Origin of the sequence: Parafrankia elaeagni, assembly GCF_000374165.1 — a bacterium.
In the GTDB taxonomy this organism is placed as follows: Bacteria; Actinomycetota; Actinomycetes; order Frankiales; family Frankiaceae; genus Parafrankia; species Parafrankia elaeagni.
Map to the genome: position 1 here is coordinate 67635 of NZ_KB893794.1, position 26022 is coordinate 93656.

Sequence of the window (26022 nt, forward strand, 5' to 3'; positions counted from 1 at the left end):
CACGCTCCGGTGCCGTGAAGGTGGCCGGGCGGCGGGAACTGTCGGTGGCCAGGTGCACTATGCATGGTGTGCTCGATCTCGACTCGCCGCTGAAGGGGCCTCTCGGTGCCCGCTCCGCCGCGCTTCTCGCCAGCGAGCTGGATCTGCTGACGATCGGTGATCTCCTCGACCATCTTCCCCGGCGCTATCACGAGCGCGGTGAGCTCACCGACCTGAACGAGCTCGTGGTGGGTGAGATCGCCACGGTCCAGGCACGGGTCACGAAGGTCGTCGCGCACAGGCCCCGGCGTGACCCGTCCGAGCGGGCGCGCCGGCGGGAGAACGGCCGGCTGGAGATCACCGTCACCGACGGCGACGGCCATCTCTCCCTGGTCTTCTTCAACCAGCAGTGGCGGGCCAGGGCGCTCGTCCCCGGAACGACCGCGATGTTCGCGGGCAAGGTCGCCGAGTTCCGGGGCCGCCGCCAGCTCATCCATCCCGAGGTGCACCTGCTCGACGGCCCCGCCGACCCGGACGAACCCGGCGGTGAGCGGGGCGGCGATGGCGGAGCCGAAGCCAGCGAGACCAGTGCGGCCGGCGAGCGGCCGGTCGACTTCGCCGGCTCGCTGGTCCCGATCTATCCGGCCACGGCCAAGGTCGCGAGCTGGACCATCGTCCACTGCCTGCGGCTGGTCTTCGACTCGCTCGGCGAGATCGACGATCCGCTGCCGGGCCCGGTGCGTGCCCGGCACCGGCTGGTAGGGCTTCGGCGGGCCTACGAGCTCGTCCACCGGCCCGCCTCGCGGGCTGAGGTGGCCGCCGCCCGCGTCCGGCTCAAGTGGGACGAGGCCATGGTGGTCCAGGTGGCCCTGGCCCGCCGCCGTCGCCAGGCGGAGCTGGTCGCGACCGAGGCCCGGCCGGGCCGGGCCGGCGGGCTGCGTGACGCCTTCGACGCCGGGCTGCCCTACGACCTCACCGAAGGCCAGCGCTCGGTCGGCGAGACCATCGACGCGGAGATGGCCAAGGCCTACCCGATGCACCGGCTGCTGCAGGGTGAGGTCGGCTCGGGCAAGACCGTCGTCGCTGTGCGGGCGATGCTGACAGCAGTCGACTCGGGCGGCCAGGCGGCGTTGCTGGCACCCACCGAGACGCTCGCGTCCCAGCATCACCGCAGCCTGCTCGCCCTGCTCGGGGACCGGGCCCGCGCCGGCGAACTCGGCGTCGACGGCCCGGCGACCCGGATCGCGCTGCTGACCGGATCGATGCCCGCGCGGGCCCGGCGCGAGACGCTCGCCGCGCTCGCCGACGGCAGCGTGGGCCTCGTCGTCGGCACCCACGCGCTGCTCGGCGCGGATGTCACCTTTCGCGACCTCGCGCTGGTCGTGGTCGACGAGCAGCACCGGTTCGGGGTGGAACAGCGCGACGAGCTGCGCTCCCGCGGCCGCCGGCCTCCCCATCTGCTGGTCATGACCGCCACGCCCATTCCGCGCACGGTCGCGATGACGGTCTTCGGCGACCTCGAGGTCTCCGTGCTGGACCAGCTCCCGGCCGGCCGGTCCCCGATCTCGACGTTCGTCGTCCCCGAGGTGAACACGGTGCTGATGACACGGATGTGGGGGCGCGTGCGGGAGGAGGTCGCCGCAGGGCACCAGGCGTACGTGGTGTGCCCGCGGGTCGGCGAGGGAACGGAGGACGCCGCCGAGCCCGGTGCCGCCGAGCCCGGTGCCGCCGGCAGGCAGGACGGCGACCGCGCGTGGGGCGGCGCCGGTGAACAGGGCGGCCCCGGCGAGCGGGTCGGCGCGACAGTCACCGAGACACTGCCCCGGCTGGCAGCGGGGGAGCTCGCCGGCCTGCGGGTCGAGGGCCTGCACGGGCGGATGCCGGCAGCGGTCCGGGAGGACGTGATGACCCGCTTCGGGGCGGGCCAGGTCGACGTGCTGGTGGCGACCACCGTCATCGAGGTCGGCGTCGACGTCCCGAACGCCACCGTGATGATCGTGCTGGACGCTGACTGGTTTGGTGTGTCCCAGCTCCACCAGCTCCGCGGGCGGGTCGGGCGTGGCCGGGCTCCCGGCGTCTGTCTGCTGCAGACCTGCGTCGAGGCGGCGGCGCCGGCCGCTGAGCGGCTGCGCGCTGTCGCCTCGACCACGGATGGCGCTGCGCTGGCGCTGCTCGACCTGGCACAACGCCGGGAGGGCGATGTCCTGGGCGCCGCCCAGTCGGGCGGCCGCCGGTCCCTGCGCCTGCTGGAGCTGCTGCGGGACGAGGACCTCATTCTCGCCGCGCGTGAGGAGGCCGCCACGATCGTGGCCGAGGATCCCGAGCTCCGGTCGCTCCCGGTGCTGCGCCGCCAGCTCGCCGAGGCGCTGGACGAGACGAGTGTGGCCTTCCTGGAGAAGGGGTGACCCGGCGGTGACGCGCATCGTGGGCGGGCGGGCCGGCGGACGGCGCCTGGTCGTGCCACCGGGCGGCACGACCAGACCGACGTCCGACCGGACGAGGGAGGGTCTGTTCAACACCCTCGCGACCCTGATCGACCTGACTGGCACCCGGGTGGCTGATCTCTACGCGGGCTCCGGTGCGGTCGGCCTCGAGGCGTTGTCCCGCGGAGCGGCCCACGTCCTGCTGGTCGACAGGGACCCGGGCGTCGTACGGGTCCTGCGCCGCAACGTCGAGGCACTCGGGCTGCCCGGCGCCGAGGTGGTCCGCTCGCCCGTCACGCGGGTGGTGGAGGTCGATCCGGCCGAGCCGTACGACGTCGTCTTCCTCGACCCGCCGTACGCCCTGCCCGACGCCGAGGTCGACGTCGTGCTGGGGCGGCTGGCCAGCGGCGGGTGGCTGGCGGGAGGCGGTGTCTGCGTGGTCGAGCGGGCAGCCCGGGGGGCACCCGTGACCTGGCCCGACGGGATTGTCGCACTCCGTGAGCGCAGGTACGGAGAGGGTGTCCTCTGGTACGGTAATCGATCATGAGGAGGGCAGTCTGTCCTGGATCGTTCGACCCCATCACCAATGGTCACCTCGACATCATCGTCAGGGCCAGCAGGCTCTTTGACGAGGTCGTCGTCGCCGTTGGGATCAACAAGACGAAGGCCACCCTGTTCACGATCGACGAGCGGATGGATTTCATCCGGCAGGCGGTGCGAAGTCATCCAGACTCGCCCACCAACGTCATCGTGGACACGTCGCACGGTCTGCTGGTCGACTTCTGCCGTGTGCGGGGGGTCCAGTCCATCGTCAAGGGCCTGCGTGCGGTGAGCGACTTCGACTACGAGCTTCAGATGGCGCAGATGAACAACTCGCTGGCGGGAGTGGAGACGCTGTTCATGAGCACCAACCCGCAGTACGCGTTCCTCTCGTCAAGCCTGGTGAAGGAGGTCGCGCGCTACGGCGGCGACGTCTCGGGCCTGGTGCCGGACATCGTGCTCAAGGGGCTGCGCGACCGCTCGGCATCGTGACCACCCGCCCTCGGAGGTCGGTCGCCCGCCTGGCCCGCGGCGAGCGCCGCGGGCCAGGCGGGCGACCCTTCGGGGGGTGCCGCATCCGTGGAATACGCGTGAATTGTGGTCAGAGCATCACGTTGCGCCAATTCCGGGCTTCTGTATCTCCGTGGTCGGTCCACGTGTGTTAGCGGAGTGTCGCTACCGGGTGCCCTGACGACCGGTCGTAACCTACCGGTCATGGACGATCTCGCTGAGCGCCTCGATCTGATCATCGCCCTGGTCGAGGGTGCGCGGGCGATGCCACTGTCGGCGTCCTGCGTGCTCAACCGGGCCGAGATGCTGGAGGCTCTGGAGGATCTGCGGGCCCGGCTGCCCGAGCGCCTCGCCGACGCCGACCGGATCCTTGCGGACAGCGAGGCGATCATCGATGACGCGCACCGCCAGGCCTCGGCCATCGTCGCCGACGGCCGTCGGGAGGGCGCCCGCCTTGCCTCGGGCAGCGCCGTCGTGGTCCAGGCCCAGTCGGACGCGGCGTCGATCATGGCTGCCGCCCGTCGGGAGTCCGAGGACATGCGCAGCCAGATCGACTCCTACGTCGACGGGAAGCTCGCCGGCTTCGAGGAGCTGCTCGACCGCACGCTCACCTCGGTGACCCGGGGACGGGAGCGCCTCGCCTCGCGGGCGGCGATGGCCAGTGCGGCCTGTTCTCCCGGCATGGTCGGCTCGGCCGACCCGTCCGGAGTCGAGATGGGCATGGGTGGGGCGCGTCCGGGTGCGGGCGGGGCCGGACCGGCCGGCGGCTGGGCCGGTGGCGATCAGCATGTGATGGTGCCCCGGCAGGGGGAGCCCGGGGGCTACGAGTCCGTCGGCCACGGACCAGCCGGCGAGCTGGAGGAGTCGACCCGCGCCGACGCGGCCGGTATCGACACCGGCAGGTCCAGGGACGCCGGCGGCATGGCCGGCACCGTCGGGAGGACACGCAGGGCGCCGGAGGCCGCGTTCTCCCAGAGCGGGGAGCAGTGGAGCGGGATGCCGGCGGCACGCAGCGGCATGACGGGTCATGTCCGGCTGACGTCGGGTGCCGGAGCACCGATCGGATAGGCTGGTCGTCCGTGCCCGGTGACGTGGGTGCGCACTCCCGTCCGGATCCGGCCTGTTCCAGGCCGGCCCGGGCTGGCTGGCGGGTTCGCCGGCCGCTCGTCGCTGGCCTCCGCCGGCTGCCGGGAGGGGTGGGGCGGGCGATCTCCGGTCGGTACGATCGGTTCCCTGCTCTCTGGTCAGTCCCGCAACGACCGCGACGTGAGAACATCTGCTGTGACAGCCATGACCACACAACGAGTACGTCGACGCGCCCCTCGGGGTCCCTACGTGCTTGACACCCGGGAACTCGGCCGCCGGCCGGGTTCGCTTCGTCGTGTCGAGATCACGATCGTCCAGCCGTCCGACTTCGGCACCGAGATGCTGCGGTTGCCCGCGGGCGCCACGGTGGCGCTCGACCTGAGGCTCGAGTCGGTCATGGAGGGAGTCCTGGTGAGCGGCGTCGTCACGGCGCCGCTGTCAGGGGAGTGCGGTCGCTGCCTGGACGAGGTCAGCGACACGGCCTCCGTCGAGATCAGGGAACTGTTCTACTACCCCGACCGGGTGGTCGAGACCGGGGACGAGGACGACGTCGGAGTCCTTGTCGACGACCATGCCGACATCGGGCCGGTGGTGCGTGACGCGATGGTGCTCAGCCTGCCGCTGTCACCGGTCTGCCGTCCGGACTGCGCCGGCCTGTGTGTCGACTGCGGCGCCCGCCTCGACGAGGTCGGCCCGGACCATTCCCACAACCGGCAGGATCCGAGATGGGCGGCGCTGTCCGGCCTCGCCGCGGATCCCGCCACCACTGAGAACAAGGAGAAGGACTAGTGGCCGTCCCGAAGCGGCGCACCTCGCGCAGCAACACCCGGTCTCGTCGCGCGCAGTGGAAGGCCAAGGTGCCGACGCTGGCGAAGTGCGCCCGTGGCCATGTGATCCGCCCGCACAACGCGTGCCCGACCTGCGGTCGCTACAACGATCGTCAGGTGCTCGACGTCTGACGACAGTGTGGCGCGCATCGCAGTCGACCTGATCGGCCAGGGCCTTCCGCTGGAAGGCGCCCTCGACCAGCTGATCACAGCGTTGGACAGCGATCCGCAGCTGACGCTGACCGTGGTGGCGCCCACGGGCGACGTCGAACCGGTGGCCGCCGAGCGGGGGCTTCTCGCCGGCGGGCGTGTCCGGTTGGTCGACGCCCGGCGCGGCGTGGCACCGGGCCCGGACGCGCTGCGTGAGGTCCGTGCCCGCCGCGACAGCGGCGTGCGGATCGCTGCCCGGCTCGTGCGGGACGGGCAGGCCGACGCGATGGTGTCGTTGGCGCCCCTGGAGGCCGTCCTGGCCGCTGCCAGATTCACCTTTGGCCTCGTCCCGGGGGCTACCAGGGCCGCCGCGGCCGTCACCCTCCGCCTCGGTCCTGGTGGTCTCGGCCCCACCGGCAGGCCGGTGATCCTGTGTGACGCCGGGGGCTCGGTTGACGTCACCGCCGATGAGCTCGCTCAGTTCGCCCTGGTCGGGGCCCGTCTCTCCCGGGCTCGGCACGGCGTCGACAGTCCGCGGGTCGGTCTGTTGTCGGCGCGTCCGGCGCTGCTCGACCCGCTGCGCCGCTCCGCCGGCGATCTGCTGGCCTCGCTCGGCGTCGACTTCGTCGGGCCGGTGACCGCCGACAGGCTCCTCGCCGGGGCGGGAGCGGGAGCCGATGTCGTCGTCACCGACGGGTTCACCGGGGACGTCCTGCTCGCCGCGCTGGGGCCGTCCATCGGCGGGGCGCCGGACGAGCCGGGCCGGACTCCGGGGCAGGCGGACACTTCGCAACCTCAGGGGGGAATGATCGTGCTGGGAGTGGACGGGACAGCCGTCCGGGTGGGTGACCTGCCCGTGGTCGGCCCGGTGCCGCCGGGAGCGCTTCCCGTGGCCGTCGGTGCGGCGGTCGGCGCGGTGCGTGCAGGGCTCGCCGGATCGGTCCGTGACGCCATGGCGACGCTCGTCGAGCGCCGCCGGGAGCTGGCGGGGCTGTCCTGATGAGCCGGGCTCAGTCGGTTCCCCCGCCGCGGGAAGGGCTCGTCGAAGCGCTGCAGGTCAACGTCGATCCGGAGCTGCTCGACCGGGCGCTGACCCATCGGTCCTATGCCTACGAGAACGGCGGCCTGCCGACCAACGAGCGGCTGGAGTTCCTGGGCGACGCGGTCCTCGGGCTCATCGTGACCGCAGCGCTGTTCCGCCGCCACCCTGATCTGCCGGAGGGCCAGCTGGCGAAGCAGCGTGCCTCGGTGGTCAACATGCGCGCGCTCGCCGAGGTGGCACGGCGCCTCGGCCCGGCCGGAATCGGGCCGTACCTGCTGCTCGGCCGCGGCGAGGAGGCGACCGGCGGGCGGGACAAGCCCAGCATCCTCGCGGACACGCTGGAAGCCGTGATCGGCGCGGTCTACCTCTCGAACAGCCTCGACGTCGCCTCCGACTTCGTCCACCGGCTGTTCGACCCGCTGCTCGACGAGGCGGCCGGCCGCGGCGCGGGCCTGGACTGGAAGACCTCGCTGCAGGAACAGACGGCGCTGCTCGGGCTCGGTCCGCCGGACTACGTGGTCACCGAGGCCGGCCCGGATCACGCGAAACGGTTCACCGCCTTCGCGCGGGTCGCCGGTGAGGTTCTCGGTGAGGGCGAGGGCGGTAGTAAGAAGGAGGCCGAGCAGCGGGCCGCGGCGACGGCCTTCGCCGTGCTGGAGAAGCGGTCGGCCGAGAGCGCTGGAGCCGAACTGCGCCAGGACGCAGAGCGTCCGATGGACGCGGCCGGCGCCAGCGCTGGCAGTGCTGGCAGCGCTGCCAGCACTCCGGCCGGAGACCCCGGGGCCAGGGCGGGCGAGCCCCGATGACCCCTCCCGCGGCGCGCGCCACCGGTGATGCCTGAACTTCCGGAAGTCGAGGTCGTCCGGCGCGGGCTGGAACGAGGGGTGGTCGGCCGGACGATCGCGCAGGTGGAGGTGCGCCACCCCCGGGCCGTCCGTCGTCACGCCGCCGGTGCCGATCACTTCGAGGCCACGCTGGTGGGGCGGACGATGCTCTCCGCGTCTCGCCGCGGCAAGTACCTGTGGCTGGGCCTCAGCCCGGCCGCCGCGGCCGGCAGGAGTGGCGTGACCAGCATGAACGAGGTGGACAACGCCGGCGAGGCGCTGCTGGGTCACCTCGGGATGAGCGGACAACTCCTCGTGGTCCCCGCGGACAGCCCGGATCAGGTTCATCTGCGCGTTCGTCTTCGCTTCACCGACGGCGGGCGTGAGCTGCGCTTCGTCGATCAGCGGACGTTCGGTGGCCTCTGCGTCGTCCCGGGCTCGGAGCTACCGGTGACCATTTCCCACATAGCGCCAGATCCCCTCTCGGCCGAGTTCGACCCCGATCGCTTCGTTGCCGCGCTGCGCCGGCGCCGGACCGGCCTCAAACGTGCGCTGCTCGACCAGACGCTGATCAGCGGTGTCGGCAACATCTACGCTGACGAGGCACTCTGGGCGGCCGGCCTGCACTATGCCCGCCCGACCGAATCGGTGACCCGGGCGGAGGCCACCCGTCTGCTTGAGGCCGTCCGCACGGTGATGACGGCAGCGCTTGCCGCGGGTGGGACGTCCTTCGACCGGCTGTACGTCTCGACCGAGGGTGTCAGCGGTCTGTTCGAGCGGTCCCTGACGGTCTATGGGCGCGGTGGCCAGGAGTGCTCGCGGTGCGGGGCGCTCATCCAGCGGGACGCGTTCATGAACCGTTCCAGCTTCAGCTGCCCGGTGTGCCAACCGCGGCCACGCCGTGCGCGATGGTAGAGTCGAACACACATTCGATTCAGCCTCGTTCATGGCCGTGACCGGGAGCTGACGGTGGAAGCCGGCTGAAGGTGTTCCGTGCGGGAGCCCCGCCGGCAGGCTGTCGTCCCCGGTTCGGCGAGGCCGTACAGACGGTGTCCTCTTCTGGTATCCACTCCGGAGGAGGACCGTGGACGGAGGCGCCATGAATCCCGACGCTCTGCTTGGCCGCGTCCGCAAGCTGTTGGCGATGGCGGAGGCCGAGGGCCTGCCCGACGCGGCTCGGGAGAACTACAACGCCAAGGCCGCGGAGCTCATCGCCCAGTACGGGATCGACCGGGCGCTGCTGGATGACGCCGCTCCAGCGGGTGCTGTCGCCGGCGACGTCGTGATGGGCATCGACGCGCCCTATGCGCGGGACAAGATCTCGCTGCTCGCCAGTGTGGCGGACCCGCTGGGCTGCCGGCTGGTCCACCGCACGCAGCCCGCGGGCTCGGGCACGGCCCACGCCGCTCACCTGTTCGGCATGGCAGGTGACATCGAACGTGTGCAGATGCTGTTCACGTCGCTGCTCGTCCAGCAGGCGCACGGCCTCGCCGCGGTGCACCCACCCCACTGGGAGGACCCGCGGGCCTTCCGGCGATCCTGGATGGCGGGATTCTCCGTGGCGGTGCGGGACAGACTCGCCCAGGCCGAGGAGGCAGCGCGCCGTCGTGCGGAGAAAGCCGAGAAGCCGCCGGCGGCGGACGGAGCACCCGAGCGGCGTTCTGTCGCCGTGGTACTGGCGAGCAGAGAGGGTGTCGTCGACGCTCACCTGGCGCGGGTCTACCCGCGCCTGCGCACGACCCGGGCGCGTCAGCTCTCGGGATCGGGCGGCCGTGACGGCTACCGGGCCGGCCAACGGGCAGATCTGGGGGAGGGGCGGCGCGTGCCGGCGCGGCGCGGCGCGAGACCAGAGCTCGGTTGACGCGCAGGGGTGGGTGACCCGCGCGGAACGGCTCGACTCCGCCTCCGCCCTGGAAGACGACACCAGCTGCGGAAGCTGTGAGCGGAGATCCGATCGAATCGGCGTGGCTGTGAAGCCACGCCGATCAGCCTGACTGACCTACAGCTTGCCACCAGGCAGGTTGGGGACGGCGGTCTGTGTCGGGCGCTCACCGCGGGGCGGTGCGTAGCCCGGGCCGATCACCGGTTCGGACGGTACGGCTGCCGGCGTCACAGTGGAGCCCTCGGTGCTGGCATGCGGCACCGGGATCACTCCGCCGTCCTGCTCGAAGTTCTGACCACAGCCGGAAAGGAGGAGTGCGACCCCCATCGAACACACGGCGGTCATGCACGCCAGCGACCGTCGCCGCCCTGATCGCCCAGGGATGCGCACATGATCACCGGCGGTGCTGCCGTTCGACGGCATCCCCGGATCGCGCCCCGCCGGAAGGGTGGCCTCGGTGCCCCTGTTGAGCTGCGCGCTCTCGATGTACATGGTGTCCACAATGGCTAGTACCCTACCGCTCCGATGAACGAGATTCGCGAGACGAAGGACGCCTCCGGCAGGGACGTGGTCCGCCTCACCGCGAGGGTCGAAGGTCTGGTTCAGGGCGTCGGGTTCCGTGACTACGTGCGTACCAAGGGGCGCCGTATGGGTCTTGTCGGGTCTGCGACGAATTTGCCGGATGGTGCGGTCGCAGTGATCGCCGAGGGCGAGCGGGCAGCCTGCGAGGCACTGCTGGAGCTGCTCGTCACCGGGCACACCCCGGGACGCACGGATCGCGTCGATCATGCATGGAGTGACCCGCGGGGCGGATTGGCCGGGTTCCTTCGGCGCTGAACGTGCTTCCGGGCTCGACTGAACGAGTGGGTAATCCGCGGCGACGCCCGCGCGAACGGAGTCGAACTTCACAGAGAAGGCCGCGTTGGCGCAAGTCTGCTTTTGCTCAACGAGACCATGCGATCACAGTGGCGACGGCGCGATCATTGCTGCGCCTGGATGTGGGGTCGCTGCCTGCTTTCCCTGCGCCTGCAGATGATCGCTGCTGGTGGAAGGCCCGATCGGGGGCGGCAGCGGGCGCGGAACAAGCCGGGTGCCGACGCCGTCACATGGGCGAAGCGCGGACGAACCTGCTGCGTCTGGTCCCGCGCCATGTGTCCCGTGAGGTGTACGGCAGCGGCGATTTTCTGATGTTCGGCGGACCGTGCGTGGGGCTTGTGGCATGCTCTTGACTTTCGGTCGCCTGGCGTGGGATTCTTAGGTCATTCTCTGGGGCGCGCTCTGATCCTTCTGATCTCGTCGCCCCAACATCCCGCTAGGTCACTCATCGTGGAGGACCATCACCATGGCGAAGGCCCTTTTCGGCCACGTCGGTTCTGGCAGCGACATGCGTCTCTCGTACGAGGTACGCCGTCTTCGTGTCCGGGTGGCGGAGCTTGAGGCTGAGCTCGCGCGCGTCCGGGCAGTGAACGAGGCACTCGTCGACGGGGTCGACGTCCCCGCTGACGTGCGTTCGCTCGAGGTCGAGCCCGCGCTCACCTGATCCGGCTCCGCAGGTAACTCACATCCCGGGCACTTAGGGTGCCCCATATGCAATGTCGTGCACGGTGAGGGCCCCTTGTCTCTTGCCGGGCAGGGATCCTTCATGTCCAGTGCTGCCTCCTTGTGGGGTTGTTTCCGGCCGGGGGGTCGTGCTCGGTGCGACGAGGTCTCGCTGTGCCGTTTTTCGACGACTAAAAGTGGTCGAACTGTCACCCGGAGTGATTGATCTTTGTTTCGGGTGAGTCATCCGGGGTGCCGGTCTTCTGTTGATCCGGCGGATCCGCGGAGGGCCCGGTGTCGAGCGTCCGGCGGCGTGTGTCCGAGTTGTCGCACACGTTGGTGGTCTGCGCCTGTGTGCGCTGTGAGTTCCTGACGTCGGGCGTGGCTGCGCCGAGCTGACGGCCGTTCGTACGGCCCGTTGTCGCGGCGGGGAGCTGCGGCGGGCGGAATGTCGCAGGTCACCGGCCCTGTGTTCGGGGTGCCTGGGTGGGGTGCAGGGCCTCGCTCGGTACCATGAGCGGGTCGAATGTCGACTGATCTTCGTCTGGGCCGGCGGTCGCCGGCCCAGACGCGGTTTTTCGTCCCTCCGCCGCCCGGAGCCCGGTGCATCTCAAAAGTCTCACCCTGCGGGGTTTCAAGTCCTTCGCGAGCTCGACCACCTTGCATCTCGAGCCCGGCATCACCTGTGTCGTGGGCCCCAACGGGTCGGGCAAGAGCAATGTCGTCGACGCGATCGCCTGGGTGCTGGGCGAGCAGGGGGCGAAGGCTCTGCGTGGCGGCACGATGTCGGACGTCATCTTCGCCGGCACGCCGTCCCGTCCCGCGCTGGGCCGTGCCGAGGTGCTCCTGACGATCGACAACACTGACGGCGCGCTGCCGATCGAGTATTCCGAGGTGACTGTCGGGCGACTGATGTTCCGCAGCGGCGAGAGCGAATACACCATCAACGGCACAACCTGCCGCCTCCTGGACATCCAGGAGCTGATGAGCGACTCCGGTATCGGGCGCGAGCTCCACGTGGTCGTGGGGCAGGGCCAGCTCGATGCCGTGCTGCACGCCCGCCCCGAGGACCGCCGAGCGTTCATCGAGGAGGCGGCGGGCGTCCTCAAGCACCGCAAGCGCAAGGAGAAGGCGCTGCGCAAGCTTGAGGCGATGGCGGCGAACCTGACTCGCCTCACCGATCTGTCCGCCGAGCTGCGACGGCAGCTTGGGCCGCTGGGCCGCCAGGCTGAGATCGCCCGCAAGGCCGGAGTGATCCAGGCTGCGCTGCGCGACGCCCGACTGCGGCTGCTGGCTGACGACCTCGCCGCCTCCCGGGCCGCGATCGTCTCCGATGCGGCGGACGAGGAGGCGCTGCGGACCCGCGTCACGCGGACCGAGCGGGTGCTGGCCGACGGCCAGCGGCGGGAGGCGGAACTCGAGGCCCAGCTCGCGGCGGCAGTTCCGCGGGCGTCGCGAGCGGCGGAGACCTGGTACGGCCTCGCTTCCGTCCGGGAGCGGCTACGGGGCAGCAGATCGCTGGCGGCCGAGCGGTCGCGGCTGCTGGGGGCGGCCGAGGAGCACCGGGGCGGCCGCGATCCGGAGGAGCTCGAGCAGGAGGCCACGGCGGTCCGGGAACAGGAACTCGCGCTGACCGAGCGACTGGAGCTGGACCGTGAGACGCTCGACGAGGTGATGGCCCGCCGGGGCTCGCTCGAAGAGCTGCTGGCACATGAGGAGAAGGCCCTGCTCGCCGCCGCGAAGGCGGCGTCGGATCACCGCGAGACCCTGGCCCGGCTCGCGGGGCGGGTGGAGGCGGCCCGGTCGCGCGCTGCGGCCGCCGAGGCCGACATCATCCGGATGACCGAGGCGTTGCAGGCAGCGCACGCGCGGGACGAGGAGACTGCGGGTTCCCGCTCGGCGCTCGACGCGGAGCTTGCGCGGATCGAGACCGCGCGGGACGAACTGGCCGAACGGCACAGCGAGGCTGTTGTCGTGCACGGCGCGGCCAGCGAACGCCTGGAGGCGCTTCGCGACGCCGAGCGCGCGGCGGAGCGTGACCGGGCCTCCTGGCAGGCGCGCAGAGAAGCCCTCGAACTGTCTCTCGCTCCCGCTGACGGCGCCAGCGCACTGTTGACCGCGGCCGTGACCGCCAGCGAACGCGCGGCGGCGGGGATTCGGCCGGACGATCAGGAGACGGCGTCCGCCGCCGACCCGGCGACCGCCGCCGCGACGGTGGCAGCCGCCGCGACGGTGGCAGCCACGGCAGCGCGCGCCGGAACATCCACTGCCACCGAGGCCGGCCGCCAGGGGCGGGGAGGGAAGAAGCGGCACGGGCGCGGTGCCCGCCGCGACGAGCCGGACACCATCATCGAGCTCCCGCCGCTCGATCCGTCGGTCGAGATCATCGGACGGCTGGCCAGCTTTGTCACCGTCGCACCGGGCGCACAGGCGGCGATCGCGGCGGCGCTGGGTCCGGTCGCGGACGCGTTGCTGGTGGGCGCCCCGCAGGATGCTCTCGCGGCGCTGCGCTGGCTGCGCGGATCGGACGCCGGCCGGGCGGCGCTCGTGGCGGCAGACCCTCCGCGCACCGACCGCGGGGAGCCAGCCGGGGGAGCATCGTCCGGCGGCGCGCTGCCCATCGCGCTGCCTGCCGGGTCCGTGCCGGCGTTCGACCTGGTCACGGTGGTCGATGCGCGCTATGAGGCCGCGGTCCAGGATCTTCTCGCAGACACCGTCGTCGCCGACGATCTGGAGGTGGCCGGGCAGGTCCTCGCCTGCCACCCCCACACGACAGTCGTCACCAGAGACGGCGATGTGCTGGGCCCGCGGGCGGCGCTGGGCGGCAGTGCCACGCCGCCGTCAGTCCTGGAGGTCCAGGCCGCCGCGGACGAGGCGGACCGCGGGGCGATCGAGGCCCTGGCCCGCCGGGAGGCGTCCCGCGAGGACCTGGGCCCGGCCCGTGAGGCCGTGGAGCGGGCCCGCGCCGCCATTGACGCCGCACTCGCCGAGCGGCACGGGGCAGACGCCCGGCATCGGGCGCTGTCCGAGCATCTGGCGCAGATCGACCGGACCCGTGGTACCGCCGCCGGTGAGATCACCCGCCTGGAGCGGTCCAGACTCGCGGCGGAGACCGCACGCGACCAGGCCTACGGGGCGCTCACCGAGCTGGAGGGCGAGCTCGCGGCCAGCTCTGCCGAGCCGGATGTCGGTGAGCCTTCGCAGGCGGAGCGGGATCGCCTGGTGGCGGCGACCTCGGCGGTCCGCGCGGCGGAGGTCGAGGCGCGGCTGGCGGTGCGCACCAGCGAGGAGCGGGTGCGGGGGCTGCACGGCCGCGCCGAGGCGCTGATGCGGACCGCCGCGGGCGAGCGGACGGCGCGGGCCGCCGCCGCCGCGCGCCGCGAGGTGCGGGAACGCCAGTCCGCCATCGCGGCCGCACTCGCCGCCGCGGCGGACACCGCGCTGGTGGCGCTCGAGGGCTCGCTCGGCGCTGCGGCGGCCGAGCGCGAGACGGCGGAGGCGGCTCGCCGGGAGACCGAGGTCGAGCTCGGCACCGTCCGCGAACAGGTACGCGGGTGGGCGAACGATCTGGCGGCCCTGCGCGACGCCGCGCACCGTGACGATCTGGCGCGCGCCGAGAAGCGGCTGCGAGTCGAGACACTTGAGGCCAAGACCCTCGAGGAACACGGGGTCGCCGCGGACGACCTGATCGCCGAGTTCGGCCCGGATGTTCTGGTGCCACCCGACGAACCGGACGGCCAGCCCGTCCCGTTCGACCGCGCCGAGCAGGTGACCCGGGCGGGCCGGGCCGAGAAGCAGCTGGCCCGGCTCGGGAAGATCAACCCGCTGGCGCTGGAGGAGTTCGCCGCCCTGCAGGAACGTGCGGCGTTCCTCTCCACCCAGCTGGACGATCTGAAGAGCACCCGGCGGGACCTTCTACTCGTGGTGGACGAGGTGGACGCGCGGGTCCGCGAGGTGTTCGCGACGGCGTTCGCCGACACCGCCCGCGAGTTCGAGATCGTCTTCGCCACGCTGTTCCCGGGTGGCGACGGCCGGCTCGTCCTGACCGATCCGGAGAACATGCTGACCACCGGTATCGAGGTGGAGGCACGCCCGCCGGGCAAGAAGGTCAAGCGGCTGTCGCTGCTCTCGGGCGGCGAACGGTCACTGACGGCACTCGCCCTGCTGCTCGCGATCTTTCGTGCCCGGCCGTCGCCGTTCTACGTCCTGGACGAGGTGGAGGCGGCGCTTGACGACCGTAACCTCGGCCGGCTGCTGAACGCCGTCGAGGGACTGCGGGAGAAGTCGCAGCTGATCATCATCACCCACCAGAAGCGCACGATGGAGATCGCCGACGCGCTCTACGGCGTGGCGATGCGCGGCGACGGCATCACGACGGTGATCAGTCAGCGCCTGCGGGCACGCGCCTCGGCCTGACCAGGTGCTGGAACCACCCCGTCCGGGTACCTCGTTCGCGGTGGCGCGGGGGGTGGACGAGCGATCGTTGCGCCGCGATCTGTAAGGATCGTGTCGTGGAGCTGGTCATCCTCATCGTTCTCATCGCCGTCGCCCTGGTGGGTGTGGTCGGCCTCGTCGCCGGCAGCGCCCTGCGGGGGCGCACCCGCCGGGGCCCGCGTGGTCTGGGCCACGCCGGCAGGCACGGGGGCACCGAACCACCGGGTTCCGTTGCCGGTACCCCCGGCGATGCCCCGTCGGTCCTGCCCACGGGCGAGACCCGGGTGGATCTGTCCGGTCCGCCGGCGGTCGGGACGCCCGCGCCCGTCGAGGAGACGGAGCCGGCACCCGCCGTCCCCGCCCCCGCCGGCGAACTCTCCGGCGAGCTCTCCGCCGAGCCGGAGATCGTCTCTCCGCGTACCCCGCTGGACGTCCCCGCCCCGGCGCTTGGTCGGATGGTGCGCCTGCGGGCGCGGCTTGCCCGTTCCCAGAACGCGCTGGGCCGTGGCCTGCTCGCGTTGCTGTCCGGGGACAACCTGGACGAGGAGACCTGGGAGGACGTGGAGGCCACGCTCCTGGTCGCCGACGTCGGCGTCGCGGCGACCACGGAGATGGTGGAGGCCCTGCGCGAGCGCACCAGGGTCCTGGGCGCCCGCACCGCGGCCGACGCCCGCGCCATGCTGAGGGACGAGCTGCTCGCCCAGGTCGGCACCGCGATGGACCGGTCGTTGTGCACCTCGGTGCCTGGCCGACCCGCCATCGTGCTGGTCGTGGGAGTCAACGGAACCGGTAAGACGACCACCTGCGGGAAGATCGCCCGGCTGCTGGTCGCGGACGGACGGTCGGTCGTGCTCGGCGCCGCGGACACCTTCCGAGCCGCCGCGGCGGACCAGCTGGAGACCTGGGGCGGCCGGGTCGGTGCGACGACCGTCCGCGGCGCGGAGGGCGCCGACCCGGCGTCGGTCGCGTTCGAGGCCGTGAAACGCGGGATCGAGGACAGCGCGGACACAGTGCTCGTCGACACCGCCGGCCGGCTGCACACGAAGGTTGGCCTGATGGATGAGCTGTCCAAGATCAAGAGAGTGGTCGGCAAGCAGAGTCCGGTGGACGAGGTGCTGCTGGTGCTGGATTCGACCACCGGCCAGAACGCGCTTGTCCAGGCGCGGGTGTTCACCGAGGCCGTCGACATCACCGGCATCGTGCTGACCAAGCTCGACGGCACGGCCAAGGGCGGGATCGTCATCGCGGTGCAGCGCGAGCTGGGCGTGCCGGTCAAGCTGATCGGTCTCGGCGAGGGCCCGGACGATCTGGCGCCGTTCGAGCCCGAGGCCTTCGTCGACGCACTCGTGGGTGACTCCGCCTGACCGCCTGACCGCCTGACCGCCCGATCGCCCGATCCGTCTCGCCTGGCCCGTCTGGTCCGCTTCTCCTGACCTCTGCGGACGCAGGGACCACACTCCGGGGCGTCAGTGCTCTTCCCCTGTGGGCGGGTGCGGATCTACGCTTTCCGCGTACGCGGATCCGCCGGGCTCGGCGCTCTCTCGGCGTCAGCGCGGCACGGGTTTCCAGGCCGTCCTGGTCTCCCATGCCGTCTGGCGCCCGGAACTGCGCCGGGTTCGCCCGAGATCCGCGGCCAGCCGCGCCCAGGCCTTGTCCCTGGTCCATCCAGTCGGGCCAGTCGGGCTTGTGAGCCTCCGGCGAGGTGTCTCGCCCTCCTCAGCGCAGAGGGCGGAGCCGTCCGGCGTCATGCCGGGTTCCGTGCGGGCACGCCTCGCCGGGCTGGGCGGCGGCGCCGTGCGGTCCGTGGGGAGCGCCGCCGCCGCGCGGCCCCCGGTTCCGGATCAGCGGGTGATGCGTACGCTGGTGGCTGCGGTCCGTCTGCGATCTCGGAGTGTGTGCGCGTGTTCGACACCCTTTCCAGCCGCCTCGACAAGGTCTTCACGTCGCTGCGCGGCCGGGGGCGGTTGACCGACGCCGACATCGACGCCACCGCCCGTGAGATCCGGGTGGCGCTGCTGGAGGCCGACGTCGCCCTGCCGGTCGTCCGCAGCTTTGTCGCGGCGATCCGCGAGCGTGCCCGTGGCGCCGAGGTCAGTACATCGCTGAATCCCGCGCAGCAGGTCATCAAGATTGTCAACGAGGAGCTCGTCGCCGTTCTCGGCGGTGGGACGACCACGTTGCGTTTTGCCAAGACGCCGCCCACGGTCATCCTGCTGGCGGGCCTGCAGGGAACGGGTAAGACCACGCTCGCCGGCAAGCTCGGCCGGTGGCTGAAGACCCAGGGGCACACCCCGCTGCTCGTGGCCGCCGACCTGCAGCGCCCGAACGCGGTGAACCAGCTCCAGGTCGTCGGCGCGCGGGCCGGCGTCGAGGTGTTCGCGCCCGAACCCGGCAACGGCGTCGGAGACCCGGTACGGGTCGCTCGGGACGCACTCGCGCACGCCCGCCGGCAGGTCTTCGACGTGATCCTCGTCGACACCGCCGGCCGCCTGGGCGTCGACGAGGAGATGATGCGCCAGGCCGCCGACATCCGGGACGCGGTCTCGCCGGACGAGATCCTTTTCGTCCTCGACGCGATGATCGGTCAGGACGCGGTCTCCACGGCCCAGGCGTTCGCCGACGGGGTGGGCTTCTCCGGCGTCGTGCTGACCAAGCTCGACGGTGACGCCCGCGGTGGCGCCGCGCTGTCGGTGGCCCGGGTCACCGGGGCCCCGATCATGTTCGCCTCCACGGGTGAGGCGCTCGAGGACTTCGACGTCTTCCACCCCGAGCGGATGGCGTCGCGCATCCTCGGCATGGGCGACGTCCTGACGCTCATCGAGCATGCGGAGAAGGCCTTCGAGGTCGAGCAGGCCGAGGCGATGGCCGCCAAGATGGCCGCCTCGGAGTTCACCCTCGAGGACTTCCTCGAGCAGATGCTCACCGTGCGCAAGATGGGCCCGATCGGCAACCTGCTGGGGATGCTGCCGGGGATGGGCCAGATCAAGGACCAGCTGGCCCAGGTCGACGACCGCGATCTCGACCGGGTCGTCGCCATCATCCGGTCCATGACCCCGGCCGAGCGGCAGGACCCGAAGATCCTGCAGGCCTCCCGCAAGGCCCGGGTGGCCCGCGGTTCCGGTGTCACGGTGACCGAGGTCAACCAGCTGCTGGACCGCTTCGGCGAGGCCCGCAAGATGATGAAGCAGATGGCGGGCGGCGCCGGCCTCCTCCCCGGGATGGGGCGAGGGAAGGCCGCACAGGCGCGCAAGGCGGTCAAGAAGGGCAAGGGCGCGCGGCGCAGCGGGAACCCGGCGGCTCGGGCGGCCCAGGCGCAGGAACGCCGCACCGGCCAGGACGGCGCGCCGGCCCTCGGCCCGGGCGTCGGCGGGGCCGACCTGGAGGGGATGCCCGACCTCGCGGCCCTCATGCAGCAGCACGGGATCGGCGGGGGCAACGCCGGCGGGAGTGGCCCCGGCGCCGGCGGGAACCCGGGGCGTGGGCCCCGGAAGGGCCGCTGATTTCCACCGCAGGGTGGTGTTCGCGCGGTGTTCTCCGGGGTCCCTTCGAGCGTGGCGAGCCCCAGGGCGTTGTCCCGGCGGGTGATCTGGCAGACTGTAAGGTCATACAGGCCTTGCCTGCCGGCGTCGGTGTGGCCGCTCGGGTCGGCTCCCTGAGGGAGTTCCGTTGCGGTCGGCCGCCGGCGGTGCTCTCCCGCCATCGGGACGCCACGGTCCTCCCGTGTGTTCCGGTGGTCACCGATATGTCTGGAGTCGTTCGACCACCGTGGCAACAAAGATCAAACTTCAGCGCCTCGGCAAGATGCGCGAGCCGCATTACCGCATTGTCATCGCCGACTCCCGCACCAAGCGGGACGGCCGTGTCATCGAGGCCATCGGGCAGTACCACCCGAAGTCCGACCCGAGCATCATCAAGGTCGACGCGGACCGTGTCGGGCACTGGCTGTCCGTCGGCGCCCAGCCGACCGAGCCGGTCCTGGCGATCCTCAAGGTCACCGGTGACTGGCAGAAGTTCAAGGGCCTGCCGGCTCCTCCGCCGATGAGGCTCCCGGCTCCGAAGCCCGACAAGCGTGAGGTCTTCGCCGAGGCGGCGCGGGCGGCGGCCGCAGCCGACGACAAGCCGGCGACCACCCCGAAGAAGGCCAAGAAGGCGGCCGCTGCCGACGGCGCCGAGGCGGCGCCGGCAGAGCCGGCCGCGGGGCAGTAAGTGCTCGAGGCGGCCCTCGAACATCTCGTCCGCGGCATCGTCGACTATCCCGACGATGTCCGGGTCGATCTGTCGAGCAACCGGCGCGGCCGGACGCTGGAGGTACGGGTCCATCCCGACGACCTCGGCAAGGTCATCGGCCGCCGCGGCCGGACCGCCCGGGCGTTGCGCACCGTGATGGGCGGTGTGGGCGGTCGCGGTCTGCGCATCGACGTCGTCGACGTGGACCGTTGATGCCCGCTGTCGGCGCCCGTGGGCACGCTGCCGCGTCCCATGGGTGAACCCGTCGTCGTCGGGCGGGTCGGGCGTCCCCACGGCATCCGTGGGGATGTGACGATCGACGTCCGTACCGACCTTCCGGAGCGGCGCTTCGCGCCCGGGTCCGCCCTGGTCCGCCAGGCCGCGGAGAACCGGGTGACGGCGGTGGGCACGCCCCCCGCCGGGGGCGGTCCCAGCACGGAAGAGGGGCCCGCGCCGCCGAACGCTGCCGCCGTGCCGCCCTTCGGGTCGGTCCTGCGGGTGGAGACCTCCCGGTGGCATTCCGGGCGTCTGCTGGTGCGGTTCGCCGGGGTCGCCGACCGCCGTGCCGCCGAGGCGCTGCGGGGCAGCCTGCTGACCATCGACTCCGACGAGTCCGGTCCGCCGACGGTGGCCGGCGAGGACGACGGTGAGACCTGGTGGGATCGTGACCTGGTCGGCCTGCAGGCACGGACCCCCGACGGTGTGGTGCTGGGGGACGTCACCGACGTCGTTCACTCCCCGGCAGGCGAGATCCTCGCGATCAGTCGTGCGGCCGGTGGGGAGTACCTGGTCCCGTTCGTCCGTGAGATCGTGCCGACCGTCGACCCGAAGGCCGGCCACATCGTGGTCGACCCACCGCCGGGCCTGCTGGACCTCGACTGACCTCGCGGCACGGCCGTCTGCCGGGCACGACGGATTGCCCGGCGCGGCGCCGCGGCAGGGCTCGGCAGGTGTCCCTCCGGGCCGCGGCACACCTCAGGCACGAAGGCAGCGGATGCGCATAGACGTCGTGACGATCTTTCCGGACTACCTGCGCCCGCTGGAACTGGCCCTGGTCGGGCGGGCGGCGGCGCGGGACCTGGTCGACATCCACACGCACGACCTGCGGCAGTGGACGCACGACATCCACCGCACGGTCGACGACTCACCCTACGGCGGCGGGCCCGGCATGGTGATGCGGCCCGAGCCGTGGGACGGCGCGCTCCGCGAGATCTGCGCGCGTGATCCGTCCCGCCGGCCCCGGGTGGTCGTCCCCACGCCGGCCGGGAGGCCGTTCACCCAGAGCTACGCTGCTGAGCTTGCCGCGCAGGACTGGCTTCTCTTCTGCTGCGGTCGCTACGAGGGCATCGACGGCCGCGTGGTCGACGTCTGGGCGGACGACGAGATCTCGATCGGGGACTACGTGCTGGCCGGGGGAGAGGCCGCCACGCTGGTCATCGTCGAGGCGGTCACGCGGTTGCTGCCGGGAGTGGTCGGTAACGCGGAGTCGCTTACGGACGACTCCTTCGCGCATGGCCTCCTCGAGGGGCCGGTCTACACCCGTCCGCCGGTCTGGGAGGGGCGTGCGGTGCCGGAGGTCCTGCGCTCCGGCGATCACGCGGCCATCGCCCGGTGGCGGCGGGACGAGGCGCTGCTGCGTACCGGCCGTCGGCGCCCCGAGCTGCTGGAACGCGTCGATCTGTCGGAACGGGATCGCTCGGTGCTGGCACGCCCCGCTCCGGTGAACTCCGCTCCGGTGAGCCTCGGTCCGACGGGCAGCCCAGGCTGACCGGAGCGGGGCTACCGGCCGGACACCGCATTCGTGTGGCACAGTAGGATGCAGTGTCCGCCGGTTCATGACCGACATCGTTCCATGACCGACACCGTTCACTGGACCGACACTGCTCACTGACCTTGTCCGCTGGCACTCACCATCGATGGCATCGTCCACTGATGGTGGCTGTCTGCTCACACTGTCGGTTGGCGTTGTCGGTCCGACGAGCCGGCGCACCCCACTGGACCGCTTGCCTGGTCCCCGCTGTCCTGGCTTTCCGCCGTTCTGGCGTCTGCCCGCCCGGCTCCGTGCCGGGGCGGCGGCGCGCGCCATGCGGCCGGAGGGCCCGGGCGGCTGACCAGGCACGGCCCTGGGCCGTTCGATGTATTTGCCTGTGACAACCCTGAGGAAGCGACTGCCATGCACACCCTGGACAGCCTCGACGCCGAGTCGCGCAGGACGGACGTGCCGGAGTTCTGGCCGGGCGACACCCTGAAGGTCCACGTGCGCGTGGTCGAGGGCAACCGCCAGCGCATCCAGGTCTTCCAGGGCGTGGTGATTCGCCGCCAGGGAGGCGGCGTTCGGGAGACCTTCACCGTCCGCAAGGTCAGCTTCGGCGTCGGTGTGGAGCGGACCTTCCCTCTCCACAGCCCGATCGTGTCGCGGATCGAGGTCGTGACCCGCGGTGACGTCCGTCGGGCGAAGCTCTACTACCTGCGCCAGCTCCGTGGCAAGGCTGCCAAGATCAAGGAGAAGCGCGAGCCGGTCGGCCGCTGAATTTTCCCGAGCGGGGTCGTCCACCGGTGTCCCCCTCGGAGCGGACACCGGGCGACTTGCCGGGTGCGAAACCACTCCACCGCGCGCGCGGTGCATCAGGATGGTCAGGCTGCGGGCTGATCTCGTCAGGTCGCAGCCCTGGCGGGTCTCTGCCCGTCCTCATGACGAACGACGGCCGACCTGACGAGGTGGCGCAGTGAGTGGATCGGACCGCGGCTTGCCCGAGCCGTTCGACGGCCCTGCCGGGAGCGTTCCGGCGCCGGCCGGCGCCGGCCGCGGTGATCTCCCCGGTGCCGAGGGCCCTGCCGTGGACCAGACGGACGTACTCAGCGTTTCCGGCGCCGCCGACGACCGTCCAGGCGATTCGTCCTCGGCCGGATCGCATGCCGGCGGGGAGAGCGGCGGCACGTCCGCTGCCACGGGCCGGCGGGTCTCCCGGCCGGCAGGCGGAAGGGATCACGGGCGTGGCTCCTTCCTCCGTGAGCTTCCGATCCTCGTGTTGGTGGCCTTCCTGCTCGCGCTGCTGATCAAGACCGTCTTCGTGCAGGCGTTCTGGATTCCGTCCGAGTCGATGGAGCGGACGCTGCTCATCGACGACCGCGTCCTGGTGAACAAGGTCGTCTACCACTTCCGCGACGTGCACCGTGGCGAGATCGTCGTGTTCAACGGTCAGGGCACCGGGTTCGAGCGGGAGTCCGTCGTCGTCTCGCCGCCGAGCAACGGGTTCAGCCGTCTCGTCCGCAACGTGCAGGAGCTCCTGGGGCTCGGCGCGCCGAGCGAGAAGGACTTCATCAAACGGGTGATCGGAGTGGGCGGCGACGTCGTCGCCTGCTGCGACGACGCCGGGCGTGTGACGGTGAACGGCAAGGGTCTCGACGAGCCGTACGTCTATGAGAACGACTTCCGCGACTTCGGGCCGATCACTGTTCCGGACGGCGACCTGTGGCTGATGGGTGACCACCGTTCCCGTTCCTCGGACTCCCGCCAGAACGGCCCCGTTCCGCAGGACAAGGTGATCGGTCGGGCCTTCGTCCGAGTCTGGCCACTCGGCCGGTTCGGGATGCTGTCAGTGCCGGGAACCTTCTCAGGTGTGCCGTCCGCAGCGGGTGCTCCCACATTGCCCGGCGCTGGCACCGGGCCGCCCACGCCGGCTGCCTCGGGGCCGCTCGGGTCCTCGGACGCGCTGTCGGCCCCCCTCGCCGCGCTTGCCCTCGTGGTTCCGCTCCGCCGCCGCACCGGCCGGCGGCGACCGGACGCGGGCCGGTCAGGCGCGGGACACCCGAGCACAGGGCGTCCGGACAGCACAGGGCGTCCGGACATCGGTCAGCGGAGCATCGGTCAGCGGGACCGGAACGGGACGCGCGGGCGGGACAGGTGGCCGTGGCGTGACGCGGGTGGTTCACCCTGATCTCGACGCAGGTGCGCAGAGCGGCGATTCGCAGCGATGCCGGCCTCTTCGGCTACGAACGGGCGCTGGTCCGCGGCGGCCTCGGGCCGGTGGCCGGTGTGGATGAGGCTGGTCGGGGCGCCTGCGCGGGGCCGCTGGTCGTGGCCGCGGTGGTTCTCGACCTGCGCCGGACGCGACTGCTCGGCCGGCTCACCGACTCGAAGCTGCTCACCGAGCGCATCCGCGAGGAGGTCTACGCCGACGTCCTGGCGAGTGCCGCCGCGGTGGCGACCGTCGTGGTCTCCGCGGCGGACATCGACCGGATCGGTGTGCATGTGGCCAACATCATGGGTATGCGCCGAGCGGTGGCGGCACTCGACGTCTGGCCGGGCTACGTGCTGACGGACGGGTTCGCAGTCGCGGGCTTCGGGGTGGAGTCGCTGGCGGTGATCAAAGGAGACCGTGTTGTCGGGTGCATCGCCGCGGCGTCGGTCGTGGCCAAGGTGACCAGAGACCGGATCATGCGTAGTTTGCACGAGCGGTATGCCGAGTACGATTTCGCGCAGCACAAGGGGTACGTCACCGCGGCGCACAACGCCGCGTTGGCGCGGTACGGGCCGTGCGAGGAGCACCGCCTGTCCTACGTCAACGTCGCCGCTCAGGCGGTGCCGGCAGGAAAGACACGATCGTTGCGGCTGGAGGACAGAGTTGGTATGACCAGCCTGCATGGCGCCACGGAGAGCGCATGAGCGCGGAGGATCTCGAGAAGTACGAGACCGAGATGGAGCTCCAGCTCTACCGCGAGTACCGCGACGTGGTCGGGTTGTTCTCGTACGTGATCGAGACCGAGCGGCGGTTCTATCTGGCGAACGACTATCAGATCGAGGTCCGCAACAGTTCGGACGGCGAGGTCTTCTTCGAGCTCACCCTGCGCGACGCCTGGGTCTGGGACATGTTCCGTCCTGCACGTTTCGTGAAGAACGTTCGGGTTGTCACGTTCAAGGACATCAACGTCGAGGAACTGACCAAAGCCGAGCTCTGAACCCCGAGGTCTGCCGCTGAGGTCGGGGACCCGGCTGCCGGGGCTCCGTTCCGCTCCGCTGCGTCGTGCCCGTTGCGGCCTCGTCCGTCCCGCGTGTGTCGGCGGTTCGGCCCACGGGCCGCTGCGTGCTGCCCCTGCGCGATTCGCACGCGTGCGCCCCGCGGTCACGCGGGGACGAGGGCCACCGGGGGGCTGTGGACGGAAACGGGTTGTCCACAGTGAGCAGTCCGAGCTGCCTCTGCGGCCTGAGCACACGCAACCTGATCTCACCGACGGGCGATCGACCCGCGGTGGGACGGAGACTCGGATGCGGGTCAGTCAGCGGTTCGGCAGGTTCGGTGAGGACGTCGCGGCCCGTCATCTCAGCGCGGAGGGCGCGGAGATCCTCGTCCGGAACTGGCGCTGCCGTGAGGGCGAGATCGACATCGTCGCCCGCCAGGGCGACCTTCTGCTTTTCTGCGAAGTGAAGGCGCGTGCCGGCACCGGATACGGCAGCGGCGCCGAGGCGGTCACCGGCCGCAAGGCGGCCCGGATCCGGCGGCTCGCCGTGCGTTGGCTGGCGGAGCATCCCCAGCCGCCCGCGATCGTGCGCTTCGACGTGCTCTCAGTCTGTCGGGAGCAGCAGGGCGCGGTGCGTGTGGATCACCTGCGGGGAGCCTTCTGATGGCGCTCGCCCGTTCACTGGCCGTCGCCGTGGTCGGTATCGAAGGGCACCTCGTCGAGGTGGAGGCCGATCTGGCGAACGGCCTACCCGGACTGACACTGATCGGCCTGCCCGACGCGGCTCTGCACGAGGCGCGCGACCGGGTGCGCGCCGCGGTGGTGAACTCGCGCGAGCGCTGGCCGGATCGCAGGATCACCGTCGGCCTCTTCCCCGCGACATTGCCCAAGTCGGGCAGCGCGTTCGATCTCGCCATGGCCGCAGCGATCCTGGGCGCGGCCGGTGCCGTGCCGCGCGCGGCCCTCGTCGGCCGGATCCTGATCGGTGAACTCGCCCTCGACGGCAGGCTCCGCCCGGTGCGCGGTGTCCTGCCGGCCGTGCTCGCGGCGGTCGGCGCCGGGTTGGAGCGCATCGTCGTCCCGGCGTCGAACGCCCGGGAGGCCGCGCTGGTGCCAGGCGCGGTGATCGAGCCCATGCATGACCTCGCGGGCGTGCTCGACCTGCTACGCGGCCGCCCCCGGCTCGACCAGGTCCTGCCGGAGGCGGTGACCGCAGTCCGTCCTGATCCGCCCGAGCTGGATCTCTCGGACGTCGCGGGTCAGGCTCGGGGGCGCCTCGCGGCCGAGGTGGCCGCGGCCGGCGGCCATCACCTGTATCTGCAGGGCCCTCCCGGCACCGGCAAGACGATGATCGCCGAACGACTGCCCGGCCTGCTGCCGGCTCTCGACACGGCGGCGGCGCTCGAGGTCACGGCCGTGCACTCGGTCGCAGGCGTCCTCCCATTGGGCGAGCCGCTGGTGACCAGGCCTCCGTTCCGGAGCCCGCATCATTCCGCCACCCCGGCCGCGCTCGTCGGCTCGGGCTCCTCGGTCATCCGTCCAGGGCTTGCCAGCCAGGCACATCACGGTGTGCTTTTTCTTGACGAGTCGTGCAAACTAA

25 protein-coding genes and 1 pseudogene are annotated in these 26022 nt (G+C 71.7%); 25 read left to right on the top strand and 1 reads right to left on the bottom strand.

The genetic code is table 11. The features are described from left to right. Positions 1-59 precede the first annotated feature (59 nt). From B207_RS0130980 to B207_RS0131025, 10 genes are all read left to right on the top strand, one after another. On the top strand, positions 60-2384 hold the full coding sequence (locus B207_RS0130980; protein ID WP_018640580.1) for an ATP-dependent DNA helicase RecG: 2325 nt from the start codon (positions 60-62) through the stop codon (positions 2382-2384). Positions 2385-2391: 7 nt separating this feature from the next. Then, the gene (gene rsmD / locus B207_RS0130985; protein ID WP_018640581.1) at positions 2392-2949 is read left to right on the top strand and encodes a 16S rRNA (guanine(966)-N(2))-methyltransferase RsmD; all 558 of its coding nucleotides are present in this window, start codon (positions 2392-2394) and stop codon (positions 2947-2949) included. After that, a complete protein-coding gene (gene coaD / locus B207_RS0130990) occupies positions 2946-3434 on the top strand; it encodes a pantetheine-phosphate adenylyltransferase (RefSeq protein ID WP_018640582.1) in 489 nt (162 codons plus the stop codon). Before rsmD ends, coaD begins: the two co-directional genes overlap by 4 nt. Positions 3435-3656: 222 nt before the next feature. Continuing rightward, on the top strand, positions 3657-4520 hold the full coding sequence (locus tag B207_RS0130995; protein ID WP_018640583.1) for an ATP synthase F0 subunit B: 864 nt from the start codon (positions 3657-3659) through the stop codon (positions 4518-4520). 222 nt (positions 4521-4742) lie between these two features. Continuing rightward, on the top strand, positions 4743-5327 hold the full coding sequence (locus B207_RS0131000) for a YceD family protein (protein WP_026311629.1): 585 nt from the start codon (positions 4743-4745) through the stop codon (positions 5325-5327). After that, positions 5327-5497, top strand: a complete 171-nt coding sequence (gene rpmF / locus B207_RS0131005) for a 50S ribosomal protein L32 (RefSeq protein WP_018640585.1) — start codon at positions 5327-5329, stop codon at positions 5495-5497. Before B207_RS0131000 ends, rpmF begins: the two co-directional genes overlap by 1 nt. Before the next feature lie 7 nt (positions 5498-5504). Then, positions 5505-6515, top strand: a complete 1011-nt coding sequence (locus B207_RS0131010; RefSeq protein WP_018640586.1) for a hypothetical protein — start codon at positions 5505-5507, stop codon at positions 6513-6515. Beyond that, positions 6515-7363: a ribonuclease III gene (gene rnc, locus B207_RS0131015; RefSeq protein WP_018640587.1), complete on the top strand. Its 849-nt coding sequence runs from the start codon at positions 6515-6517 to the stop codon at positions 7361-7363. The genes B207_RS0131010 and rnc overlap by 1 nt, the downstream gene beginning before the upstream one ends. A gap of 27 nt (positions 7364-7390) precedes the next feature. Beyond that, positions 7391-8296 carry a bifunctional DNA-formamidopyrimidine glycosylase/DNA-(apurinic or apyrimidinic site) lyase gene (gene mutM / locus B207_RS0131020; RefSeq protein ID WP_018640588.1) on the top strand — a complete coding sequence of 302 codons (906 nt, stop codon included), beginning with the start codon at positions 7391-7393 and terminating at the stop codon, positions 8294-8296. A 184-nt stretch (positions 8297-8480) separates the two neighbouring features. Next, entirely contained in the window at positions 8481-9242 is a 762-nt protein-coding gene (locus tag B207_RS0131025; protein ID WP_018640589.1) for a DUF2786 domain-containing protein, read from the top strand. 138 nt (positions 9243-9380) lie between these two features. Here B207_RS0131025 and B207_RS0131030 read toward each other — a convergent pair whose 3' ends face one another. Further along, complete coding sequence (locus B207_RS0131030) at positions 9381-9755, bottom strand: hypothetical protein (RefSeq protein ID WP_018640590.1); 375 nt, start codon at positions 9753-9755, stop codon at positions 9381-9383. Between the two features lie 33 nt (positions 9756-9788). Here B207_RS0131030 and B207_RS0131035 point away from each other — a divergent pair, with 33 nt between their 5' ends. The 15 genes and pseudogenes from B207_RS0131035 to B207_RS0131105 form a co-directional block, all read left to right on the top strand. Continuing rightward, positions 9789-10100, top strand: coding sequence for an acylphosphatase (locus B207_RS0131035; protein ID WP_018640591.1), 312 nt, complete (start codon positions 9789-9791; stop codon positions 10098-10100). Between the two features lie 505 nt (positions 10101-10605). Then, the gene (locus tag B207_RS0131040; RefSeq protein ID WP_018640592.1) at positions 10606-10803 is read left to right on the top strand and encodes a hypothetical protein; all 198 of its coding nucleotides are present in this window, start codon (positions 10606-10608) and stop codon (positions 10801-10803) included. Positions 10804-11405: 602 nt separating this feature from the next. Beyond that, positions 11406-15218, top strand: coding sequence for a chromosome segregation SMC family protein (locus B207_RS0131045; protein WP_018640593.1), 3813 nt, complete (start codon positions 11406-11408; stop codon positions 15216-15218). 95 nt (positions 15219-15313) lie between these two features. Next, complete coding sequence (ftsY, locus tag B207_RS0131050) at positions 15314-16600, top strand: signal recognition particle-docking protein FtsY (protein WP_018640594.1); 1287 nt, start codon at positions 15314-15316, stop codon at positions 16598-16600. A 537-nt stretch (positions 16601-17137) separates the two neighbouring features. Then, positions 17138-18736, top strand: coding sequence for a signal recognition particle protein (gene ffh, locus B207_RS0131055; protein WP_018640595.1), 1599 nt, complete (start codon positions 17138-17140; stop codon positions 18734-18736). 265 nt (positions 18737-19001) lie between these two features. Further along, positions 19002-19442 (top strand): 30S ribosomal protein S16, encoded by a 441-nt coding sequence (gene rpsP / locus B207_RS0131060; protein ID WP_018640596.1) that lies wholly within the window; start codon positions 19002-19004, stop codon positions 19440-19442. After that, a complete protein-coding gene (locus B207_RS0131065) occupies positions 19443-19676 on the top strand; it encodes an RNA-binding protein (protein ID WP_006544182.1) in 234 nt (77 codons plus the stop codon). A gap of 39 nt (positions 19677-19715) precedes the next feature. After that, positions 19716-20345, top strand: a complete 630-nt coding sequence (gene rimM, locus B207_RS0131070; protein ID WP_026311630.1) for a ribosome maturation factor RimM — start codon at positions 19716-19718, stop codon at positions 20343-20345. A gap of 112 nt (positions 20346-20457) precedes the next feature. Beyond that, positions 20458-21231, top strand: coding sequence for a tRNA (guanosine(37)-N1)-methyltransferase TrmD (gene trmD / locus B207_RS0131075; protein WP_018640598.1), 774 nt, complete (start codon positions 20458-20460; stop codon positions 21229-21231). A gap of 405 nt (positions 21232-21636) precedes the next feature. Then, a complete protein-coding gene (gene rplS, locus B207_RS0131080; RefSeq protein ID WP_018640599.1) occupies positions 21637-21993 on the top strand; it encodes a 50S ribosomal protein L19 in 357 nt (118 codons plus the stop codon). Between the two features lie 196 nt (positions 21994-22189). Further along, positions 22190-23401, top strand: coding sequence for a signal peptidase I (gene lepB / locus B207_RS0131085; protein WP_018640600.1), 1212 nt, complete (start codon positions 22190-22192; stop codon positions 23399-23401). A gap of 11 nt (positions 23402-23412) precedes the next feature. Further along, positions 23413-24129, top strand: coding sequence for a ribonuclease HII (locus tag B207_RS0131090; protein ID WP_018640601.1), 717 nt, complete (start codon positions 23413-23415; stop codon positions 24127-24129). After that, a complete protein-coding gene (locus B207_RS0131095) occupies positions 24126-24422 on the top strand; it encodes a DUF2469 domain-containing protein (RefSeq protein WP_018640602.1) in 297 nt (98 codons plus the stop codon). Before B207_RS0131090 ends, B207_RS0131095 begins: the two co-directional genes overlap by 4 nt. Positions 24423-24729: 307 nt before the next feature. Further along, entirely contained in the window at positions 24730-25086 is a 357-nt protein-coding gene (locus B207_RS0131100) for a YraN family protein (protein WP_018640603.1), read from the top strand. Continuing rightward, positions 25086-26012: pseudogene (locus B207_RS0131105) on the top strand (YifB family Mg chelatase-like AAA ATPase); the annotation flags it as partial. The gene B207_RS0131100 and the pseudogene B207_RS0131105, both read left to right, overlap by 1 nt. Between the last annotated feature and the right edge of the window lie 10 nt (positions 26013-26022).